This is a genomic window from Microcoleus sp. OTE_8_concoct_300 (assembly GCF_031383065.1).
Lineage (GTDB): Bacteria > Cyanobacteriota > Cyanobacteriia > Cyanobacteriales > Microcoleaceae > Microcoleus.
In genome coordinates, this window is sequence record NZ_JANMZH010000245.1 from 1 (window position 1) to 8,230 (window position 8,230).

General features: G+C 49.0%; 5 protein-coding genes. 3 read left to right on the forward strand and 2 right to left on the reverse strand.

Translation table 11 applies throughout. The features are described 5' to 3' along the window. The first annotated feature begins 789 nt into the window (after positions 1-789). On the forward strand, positions 790-2,043 hold the full coding sequence (locus ACUVJL_RS11675; protein WP_445245997.1) for an FIST signal transduction protein: 1,254 nt from the start codon (positions 790-792) through the stop codon (positions 2,041-2,043). Positions 2,044-2,241: 198 nt separating this feature from the next. Here the strand turns inward: ACUVJL_RS11675 and ACUVJL_RS11680 are convergent, their stop codons facing one another. Next, positions 2,242-4,311, reverse strand: coding sequence for an iron uptake porin (locus tag ACUVJL_RS11680; protein ID WP_445245998.1), 2,070 nt, complete (start codon positions 4,309-4,311; stop codon positions 2,242-2,244). A gap of 1,101 nt (positions 4,312-5,412) precedes the next feature. Between ACUVJL_RS11680 and ACUVJL_RS11685 the strand changes: the two genes are divergently transcribed. Further along, positions 5,413-7,026 (forward strand): glycosyltransferase family 39 protein, encoded by a 1,614-nt coding sequence (locus ACUVJL_RS11685; protein ID WP_445245999.1) that lies wholly within the window; start codon positions 5,413-5,415, stop codon positions 7,024-7,026. Between the two features lie 6 nt (positions 7,027-7,032). Next, positions 7,033-7,974, forward strand: a complete 942-nt coding sequence (locus tag ACUVJL_RS11690) for a hypothetical protein (protein WP_445246000.1) — start codon at positions 7,033-7,035, stop codon at positions 7,972-7,974. A gap of 38 nt (positions 7,975-8,012) precedes the next feature. Here the strand turns inward: ACUVJL_RS11690 and ACUVJL_RS11695 are convergent. After that, the coding region (locus tag ACUVJL_RS11695; protein ID WP_445246001.1) for a hypothetical protein at positions 8,013-8,230 on the reverse strand (218 nt) is incomplete at its 5' end.

Sequence of the window (8,230 nt, forward strand, 5' to 3'; positions counted from 1 at the left end):
GGTAGGTTTTAACGTCTTTTACTGACGATTTAATCGGTTCAGAACCTTAGTATTGGTTGTGATTAATTATTTTGAGCATCCGTACTGCTGTTAAGCTAGATACTTGATTTCTCAAAATTCGCAACTTTCGACTCTTTTGACGATAGCACACTTGCCAGACATTTGTGCAATTGGTATATCTGATAGGCAGGATAAATCCTGTTATACCCTTTCATCCCTGGACTCTAGTCACAGGGTTTTCAGGGTATTTTTTATAACTCAAAAAAACGTAGACCTCTAAAGTCTTAGGCTAGAAGCCCACTGTCTTTAGACCTGAGTCGTTGACCTTATTAAGTAAGAAAGGTTTTCTTTTTGGATGTTAGTTTGGGTTGGATTTGCAGTTTCCGTCTGGCGACCCCAGCTAATAATAGCTTGAGATGCGCTGCTGTTGCAGCAGCCCAGATAGAAACCATCCATAACGGAGATCGCAGCAGCCGTATCTACTCCCTGCTTTACTCTAGCCCGTCGGCGGGTTCTAGTCCACAGGCATCAATGTAGGCCGAGCCGACCTTACTTTTGATGAAAACATTACACGAGGTTGGTGTGTCAAACTGTATTGAGCTTTATCTTTTAAGATCTAGCTGAACACGGCATTTAACACTTAACAGATTAAGGGGACTCTCATGTTAACTTATGTTAACACAAGAACGGCGATCGAGGGGGAATCGATCGCCCAAGAATACGGTCCCCCCAGCGGCCAGTTCCGGTTAGCCTAATGTATAGAGATAGTTTTATAGAGAAGTTCACCTTATGTACACCCAAAACCAAATGCAGTGGGTCAGCGCTTTATCAACCCGTCCGTCTTTGGAATCAGCGCTCAAAGAAGTTGTAGAACAAGCCGATCGCGAGCTAGAAGGCCGGGCCGATTTAGCGCTGATATTTATCTCGTCTGCCTTTGCCAGCGAGTATTCTCGGCTGATGCCTTTACTCCGAGAACTGCTGCCAGTGCCCGCGATCCTGGGCTGTGGCGGGGGAGGAGTCATCGGCACGAACCGGGGCGGCCTCACCGAAGAAGTCGAGGGAGATCCGGCAGTCAGCCTGAGTCTGGCGCGCTTGCCGGGAGTGAATGTCAGAACTTTTCACGTCGGTGCAGAAGAACTACCGGACTTAGACAGTCCCCCGGATACTTGGGTGGATCTCTTGGGTGTGCCGGCCCTGGAAGAACCGCAGTTCATCATCTTGGCCGACCCCTTTTCCGCAAAAATTAACGATTTGCTGCAAGGGCTCGATTATGCCTATCCGGGTGCGGCGAAGGTAGGGGGGCTCGCGGGCGGGGACGGTGCGGGCAGGGGCGCGGCGCTGTTTTGCGACTATCAGCTTTACCGAGAAGGGACGGTTGGGGTAGCTTTGAGCGGCAATATAGTTTTGGAAACGATCGTAGCTCAAGGCTGCAGGCCGATCGGGCACCCTTATCGGGTGACGGAAGGAGAGCGGAATATTTTGCTGAAGCTCGAAGAACAAACCGACGATAGCGGCAGCGGGGGCATCGAGCGATCGCCCTTAGAGGCCCTGCGAGAGTTAGTTCAAACTTTGAGCGAAGAAGACCGAGAATTAGCGCAGCACTCGTTATTTGTAGGCTTAGTCAGCGATGAATTCAAGCTGACATTAGAGCCTGGAGATTTTTTAATCCGCAATCTGTTGGGAGTAGATCCCAAAGTGGGGGCGATTGCGATCGGCGATCGAGTCCGTCCCGGACAGCGCATCCAATTTCACCTGCGGGACGCGCGCACCTCCGCAGAAGACCTAGAGATGCTGCTCGATCGCTATCAGCGGGCTGCCGAGTACAGCGGTACATCTAGCGTCGGCGCCTTAATGTTCTCTTGTCTGGGCCGCGGCGAAGGGCTTTACGGCCAGTCGAACTTTGACTCCCGACTGTTCGGCCGATACCTCAAAAACATCCCCCTGAGCGGCTTTTTCTGCAACGGCGAAATCGGCCCCGTCGGCGGCAGCACATTTCTGCACGGCTACACCTCCGTATTCGGGATTTGTCGCCAAAATTCATAATTTGTGAACTGTTGACTGTTGAGTGATGACTGTTGACTGTTGACTGATGACTGTTAACTGTTGACTGTTGACTGATGACTGTTGACTGTTGACTGTTAAAAATCTCAAATCTCAAATCTCAAATCGATCGACCGATCGCCAATAGCTAAAAGCGGCAGTCGCCTGCCGCTTTTAGCTGTGAGTAGATATTTGGGAACCTTAGAAACTAAAGGTTGTACGCAGGAGTCCGACCCAGATATCGTCGTTTCTGTTGTTGTGTTCGGGATTCATAATCACGTAAACGCCCGGTGTCACTGAGATAAAGTCATTAACTTGGAAGCGATAGAAACCCTCTAAGTGATAAGAGGTGTTGCGGTTTCTGGCGACATCACTCTCAGTAACTTTTGGCGGTACACCGAAGACAAAACCGAGGAGGTTGCCTTGCCGACCAAAATCTGCTAGGGCCAAAGTGATAGCACCATTCTGGATGGTAGCGTCATTGTTGCGCCCCCGCAGTTGCTGAGCCTTCGTATAACCGTACCAACCGCCAATCTGAAAGCGACTGCTGGGTTTGAAGTTAACTTGCACGCCATAGTTATCTGCTTCAGTGGGTGCTTGACCGAAGGGCCGGTTAGCCAAAGAACTGCCGGTGCCACCCATGATGCCAACATCGCCTGCGCGATTGTATTTCCGGGTGTAAGTGAAGGCCAAATCAAACGGTTTGCTAAAGAAGCCGACCTGACCCAGAGCGCTGAAAGAGCCGTTGAAAACGCCCCTGCCCTCTGCGGGGTTGGGAGCATCGCTGTCGCCGGCGAGATAGCCTGCGGTAGCTCGGAGGCTGCCCAAGTTGAAAGTCACACTTGCGCCAGCTCCCTGGGACCCGCGGAATACGGCCGGGTTACGAACTCCAAATCTGGAAATGGCACCAGTACCCGTAGAGTTAAAGGGTGTTACCGTGTCTGCAATTTCATCCAGGTCAAGTCCTTTAGGACCGACAAAGAATGTAGCGCCACCGATCGGGAAACGATAGTACAGCTCGTCTAGTGTGAATTGGCTGTTATCATTCCCATCAAAGGCTAGGCGAGCCATGTTAGTACCAGTGGCTGCACCGTAGTTGGGGACGTTGAGGGCTTGCAAGCGGGTTCTTAGCAAGTCTCGACCGGTGAAGCTGGTGTTGAAGTTCAACCGCACCCGGTAGCCGAGGTTGGTGACCGTGTCGTCTTGGTCGTCGTCAAAGTCGATACCATCTCCGACGAAGGTGTCGCTGACGGCAAAAATTGCTTCTCCAGCCAATTTGGTTGTGGTGGAGAACTGGTTGGCTTCAAGTTCTGCGGTGCGGGCTTCTAGGCCGTCTACTCGTCCGCGGAGGGTAGCGAGTTCGGCTGCAAATTCTTCTTGCAGGCGTTGCAGGATGGCTAAGTCGTCTCTGGTGACCAAGTTACCTGTTGACCCAATTAGCTGGGTTATTTTGTCTAAGCAAGCGTTGACGCCGGCTGCAAATTCGTAGCGAGTCAGGGCGCGGTTGCCACGGTAGGTGCCGTCGGGATAGCCTACGATACAACCGTAGCGTTCGACTAGGGATTGCAGGGCTTGGAATGCCCAATCTGTCGGCCGCACGTCGGAGAGTTGAGAGACCGATGTCACCTGGGACATGGCTCCGGACTGTTGGGCCGGCAGCGCTTGGGGAGCGACAGGGACGATCGGGCCGCCCATTCCAGCAGGGGAAGTCTGAGCAATTTCTACCTGATCTACCTTAGTAGCTGGGGTAGTAGCTGGGGTGCTGGCGACTGCTGGCACTTCAATTTTCCCAGCAACTTCTGTCTGGCTGCTTTGCACTGCCTTGTCTGATGCTTGGGGCTCCGGTTCGGCTGTGTCTGCTGCTGCCAGGGGTTCAGTCGCTGCATCTGTGCTGGCGGGAGCGCTTGGGGCTGCTGACTCGATGTCGCTCCCTGCTGTTTGCAGTGCTGCTGCGCTGGTGTCTGGTTCAAATTTTGCCAGTTTTTCAGCGTCGGCGGAGTTGGCGACCGGGGTTTGAGCTGACGGGGCGCTGTTGTTTAAAGCCAGCTTTTCTGCGGTCGCAGGGGCTGCTGCGACTGGTTCTGCAACTGGTTCTCCACCTATTTCTGCAACTATTTCTGCAATTTTTGACTCAGATGACTGAGCTGTAGCTAGCTGGTTTGCTTCAGCGGTTGCGGTCGCTTCTGCAGCGATCGCAGTGGCACTGACGACTGATGATATACCCAGAATTGCCGGGGATACTAGCAGTAAATTCCAAAAAGTTCTGTTCATTTTCCTCACACCTTCACACTCTATTCAACTCGACGAGCAGCAATTGCCAACTGCTAATTTTTGTGGTTGCTTGCCTGTTGACAATAACTGCCAAAAAAATAGAACCTATCCATAACTGTTGATTCACAGTTGATTCACAGTAGGCGTGTCTACTTCTGCTTGAACTCCGGGGGCCTAGCCCTTGTACCACCCAGGCATCAATTCAGGTCAAGCCCACATTACTTTACGGTTGATTATACCATCACCTGCTAATTTCATCTCTCGATCGCCAGATTTGCTTGAGTTGCTCTGCGGGCGATCGACAACGGATTGTACGGGAGCCACCACTATCTGCCTCAAACTGACAACTGCCCCGAGTCCTCGCTTACGCCCGACTTAACAGACAGTTATAGGTAGGATTGTGGCTGCTTGTCGCATCCCTTATACAGCTTTCGAGCCTCTTATGTCAAGTTTTTTAACCTAACTTTAAACCTCGCGGCCTCTAAGGGGCTATCTCCCGCCAGGAGTGGGGAACTGAGGCATCAAGGCTGGTAAATTTACCTCGTAACAGGCCAATTTCCGACTTGACCAATTTTGGTTTTCTGATGCCCCCAGCAGTCGGGACTTGCCTGGGCGATCGCCATTTTTGATACCGCCCGTCGGCGGGTTTAATTTCCCGCTACTTTTTTAACACAATTTTTTGTGGTCGGGCAGCGGCAGCCGACTGAATGTCTGTTAGCTGAAATTAGAGTTTTGCGGCCTCGCTGTCTGGCATTTCACGAGCAGTTTTTTTTTTGCACAGCCTCAGGATCTCAAAGCACCTTTCCTCTGTGATTGATGCCACTGCCAAAGTATCTCTTGATACTCCTGGCGTCCAGGAGGCATCAACCGGGTTTGAGGAAGGCAAATACTTGCTTTTAGGCGATTGAAGTTAAAAAACTCGGTTGATGAGAGTAAGGAGTGCATCCAGGACGGTTCTAATTTGCTAACAGCATAAGTAAAAACCACAAGTTATGAGAGGGCGATCCAACTACCTGTAGATTAAACCATACACTCAACCTTTATATGGTATGTTACATTGAGGCGTAAACTCTATATTTTTTGACAGCATATATCACGACAATGAAAAGTAAACTGCGGCTTTTAGTAGTTGTATTATTGCTATTAGGAGTGTTCTTTCGCTTCGTCAACATCGACAAAAAATATTATTGGTACGATGAAGCATTTACTTCCCTGCGGATTTCTGGATACACGCAAACAGAAGTGCTTCATGAAATAAGCAGCGGTCAGTTAGTAGCGGCAAAAGATTTGATGAAATATCAGCGCCCCAATGCGACAAAAAATTTTGGCGATACTGTTAAAAGTTTGGCAATTGAAGAACCTCAACTGCCTCCACTGTATTTTCTGGGAGTCAAGTGTTGGGCAAAACTATTCGGTGATTCTCCTGCAGGGACGAGAAGTTTCTCAGTTTGGATGAGTTTGTTAGCGTTTCCTGGGCTGTACTGGCTGTGCCGAGAATTGTTTGCACCGCCGTCCGTGGCGTGGATAGCCCTGGGATTGCTAGCAGTTTCTCCCTTGCACGTGCTTTACGCTCAAGAAGCGCGTCCCTACAGTTTGTGGCTGGTGCTGATTTTGCTTTCTTGTGCGTCTCTGCTACGAGCAATGCGGCTGCAAACTAAGCTGAGTTGGAGCATTTACGCAGTAGCAAATATTCTGGGATTTTATACTCATTTATTTAGCTTTTTAGTTGCGTTAGGTCACGGAATTTATCTAGTAGGGACTCAAGGTTTTACGTTGAATAAAAAGGTAGTTAGTTACTTGATAGCAATTGCCGTATCCTTGCTAGCATTTCTGCCTTGGCTGGGAATTTTACTGGTGAATAAAAGGGCAGCAAGCGCGGCGATAAGTTGGGGTGAGCTAGAAAGCAATCGGCTATCTTTAGTTAAGAATTGGCTCGGAAATATCGGTCGCATTTTTTGGGATTTTGGGCTAACTTCTAATGCTAGATCGATATATCTTATTGCTTTAGTGGCAGCTACTTTAATTTTAGTGGCAATCGTAGGGTATGCAGTTTATTTTATGTGTTCTGAGACGAGCAAACAGGTTTGGCTGTTTTTGGTGACGGTGATGGCGGTGACAGCACTAACAGTGGTGCTGCCGGATGTTATATTGGGAGGAATCCGATCGACTAAAGCTCGCTACCTATTTCCGACTTATTTGGGGATGCAAATCGCTGTTGCTTACCTGTTAGCGAGTAAAATTAGCGCGCTGAGCGTGCCAAGCTGGAAACGGCAAGTGTGGAAAGTTCTGACACTTGTACTGTTAACGGGCGGGGTGCTGTCGAATGCCCTTAGTTCTCAAGCCGAGACTTGGTGGACTAAGGAATGGGGCCAGGAAAATCCCGCAATTGCTCGCAGGATCGATCGCGCCCCAAAGCCCCTGGTTCTCAGTGATATCTCGGAGGTCACTCTAGGAAATATACTGTCAATGAGTCATTTGTTAGAACCGAAAGTGTGGCTGCAATTGGTGTTGCTTAAGCCGGAAGCGCGCAGTCAGGCTCAGTTGTTTGACAGACCAACTATACCCAAAATTCCTAGCGGTTTTAGCGATGTTTTTGTCTACGGGCGATCGCAGGGATTTAGTAATAAGCTGGCGAAAATGCAAAACTCTAAAATAGAGATGCTGTCAGAACAAAAAAACGAAAAGCTGTGGGTGGGCAAGTTAGTAAAAGAGTGAGGTTTTATGGAAGATTTTGGTATTATTATTGCCTGCTGCGACCAAGATTATCTGTTTGCTAAGGGTTGCTGTGCTAGCATCCGCTATTTCCTGGGAGATGTGCCGATTTGTCTATTGATTGACGGTACATTTTCTGTGAGTGCTTTGGAAAAGTCCTACGGGGTGCGAGTAATCGATCGCACAACCGTTTCTGAAGAGGTTCTCAGGAAAAGAAGTTTTGGTTGGGGAAAAACTAAAATGATTGGTTTCTGGGAAAGTCCTTGGTCAAATTTTATGGTTTTGGATGCCGATACGATTGTCTGGGGCGATGTTCTCAAATTGGCTAATTTTCAAGAATTTGATTTTATTGTAGACCAACCTTGTCAGGAAAATTCGGATGCAAATATTTCAAAATTTTTCTTTGACATTCCGGGCGTTGAGAAGCATTTCCCCCGTTTTAGCTGGTGCAAATATCGAGCAAATTATTTCTGCACTGGGACTTTTTTTGCAAAGCGCGGCGTTTTTAGCTTGGAAGAATACGTAGAAATTTTAGATTTTACGGCGGCAAATCCGGGGATATTTAAGTACGGAGAAATGGGGTTTTTGAACTTTATGATTTTCCGGGCGGCGCAAGAAAATCGGCTGCGGGTGCAGAGTGTGGATATGCAGTTGTTGGTGTCGGATTTTGACCAGGATTTGGTAAAGAAGCGGTTTCCGATGGAGTCAAGCGGACCTGGGGGCGATCGCACTCAGGGGACGGTGATTCACTGGTGCGGGACGAAGCCAACTTTATCTAGTGGGAAAGTTTACTCGGAACCGATGAATTTTTGCCGCCGCAAGTGTCAGGAGGATGTTTGGAACCGCACGGGTTTGGCGGCGGAGATCTCGTTGCAAGTTGAAGATTTACAGCGGGCAATCTACGTGTATAAGAATAAGTTTAAGAAGAAGTTTCGCCAGTTGGCGGGGTAGATACTGTGAGAGAAAATTTTCCCTAAAAATTCCTAAATCTACTCATCAAGTACGCTAGAATCGCTGTATGAGTAAGTTATATCATGTCCGGTCGAGAGACCGGGATTTTTGTAGGGGCTCCCCTCACCAACAATACCTGCCAATAATTGACCGAAAGCATCCAGGATACAAGCCCCCGGATTCATCCGTCCAGAAATAAAAAACCTGTATCCGAGAAACTTGCCCCCCGAATTTATCCGTGGGGTCAATGCTTCAA